Consider the following 1509-nt stretch of genomic DNA (forward strand, 5'->3'; position numbering starts at 1 on the left):
CTTAGGTCAGTCGGGGAACGGTACGCGTAACCGGGAACGCGCGAAAGATTCTCAATTTCAAAACGCTTGGCTCGCGTTCTCCGGTTCACGCGATGGTTATCCGCCGTCTTGGGTCTTTTGAGTCGGCTCATCGGCCGCGTCCCGGCACGCCAGCAGCACTTCTTTGTACGCGGGGCGATCAGGCCAGCTCGTCACAACCGCAACGACCGAATCCGGTGTCAGAGCAGTCCAGTAACGGACCACCATTTGCCACTCGGAATTCTCCGCGAATCTCGTGAATGGACGATACCTTGCATGGTGCTTTTTGGCGACACCGAAAACTGCCTGTTTCAACGCATCAATACGTTTGGCGACAAATTCAGCACTGGCGTCATGTTTGATCGCGTTGAGCAATTCAATGCGGCGGCGTTGAAGAACGATGCTCTTGTCGGAATTCTTGGCCATTGTCTTGGACGCGACGGCGCCGCCGTGTTCCAATCAGGCGTTACCGTTGCGGTTGGTTCGAGCAAGTATTCACGCAAATTCAGTCGGATAACGGCTCGGATCACCGGGTACGAACGAACGATTGACCATCAGATCAGATGCGTTTGAGTACTCCGGTGCATCCGATGGTTACCGGCGTTGTTTGTCATCCACAATCGGTGTGGCACGCCACAGTAGCGTTGCCGTCAGTTTATCGCCCAGCAAAGGTCCGAGCAACCAATTTCGGAGGACTCTATTCGGGCATTGTTTCGCCGGCGTTGATTCGCACCACCGTGCGACGCAAACCGTTAACGAAGAACGTACCGCTGTCGGCCCCCAAGAGCGTCCAACGACATCGGAGTGGAGCGTGAAGCGAAATTCAGCAAACGATCCGAGGTTGAGTTTTGAACGAAGGACGACCGGGAATGAGCAATGTCAGCGCAATCTTTCATCGCTGCTAAGTGCCGGTAACGTCACGGATCACGCGGTCGCCGCGAGCGATCCTCCACTTCAAAAACCACGGCTCGGCGACTCGTCGTGCATCCGATGGTTACCCGCCATCTGCATGTGGTGCCGATTGAGTCATTGCTTCAATTTGACGACGTGCATCAGAATAGCCGATCCATAGCGCGGACGTGCCGGACGGAACGTCTGCGCGGTACGAATATGCATCGCGTTCCGTATTCATTTTGAATTCGCCGTAGCGATCCCAGTCCCAGATTGCGGCGTCCCATCCGCAACGATGGGCATCCAGATAATGTGCTTTCAGATCGAGATGCGTTTCACCATCGTCAAGCCACGATTCGAGCTTGGTGTCTGGTTCGGGCTTGAAGTGCGACGGCACATCGTCGGGAACACCCGGAGGCGTGTAGACCAAACCCAATCTCGATTCAGTTGTCGGTTGGCAACCGATGGCGATTGTGCAACTGACAAGCAGCAATAGAAAACACCCTCGCAACGTTTGGCATTCGTGAAGCATCAAGTTCAGTCGGGTAACGATAGATTGAACCCTACTCAGTAGGGTCGTATTCGGGAAAGTCCAGTATA

The 1509-nt window shown here is 54.6% G+C and carries 2 protein-coding genes; both read right to left on the reverse strand.

The genetic code is table 11. The annotated features are described in order from the left end of the window. Positions 1–96: 96 nt before the first annotated feature. Positions 97–444, reverse strand: a complete 348-nt coding sequence (locus tag RE6C_RS31470) for a hypothetical protein (protein ID WP_144054679.1) — start codon at positions 442–444, stop codon at positions 97–99. Between the two features lie 568 nt (positions 445–1012). Then, the coding region (locus tag RE6C_RS06690) for a hypothetical protein (RefSeq protein ID WP_236617996.1) at positions 1013–1509 on the reverse strand (497 nt) is incomplete at its 5' end.

This window comes from Rhodopirellula europaea 6C, from assembly GCF_000338295.1.
GTDB lineage: Bacteria > Planctomycetota > Planctomycetia > Pirellulales > Pirellulaceae > Rhodopirellula > Rhodopirellula europaea.

What these genes read in the sequence shown, in the direction of transcription:
- RE6C_RS31470 (WP_144054679.1), bottom strand. Translation starts at nt 444, where the DNA reads ATGGCCAAGAATTCCGACAAGAGCATCGTTCTTCAACGCCGCCGCATT.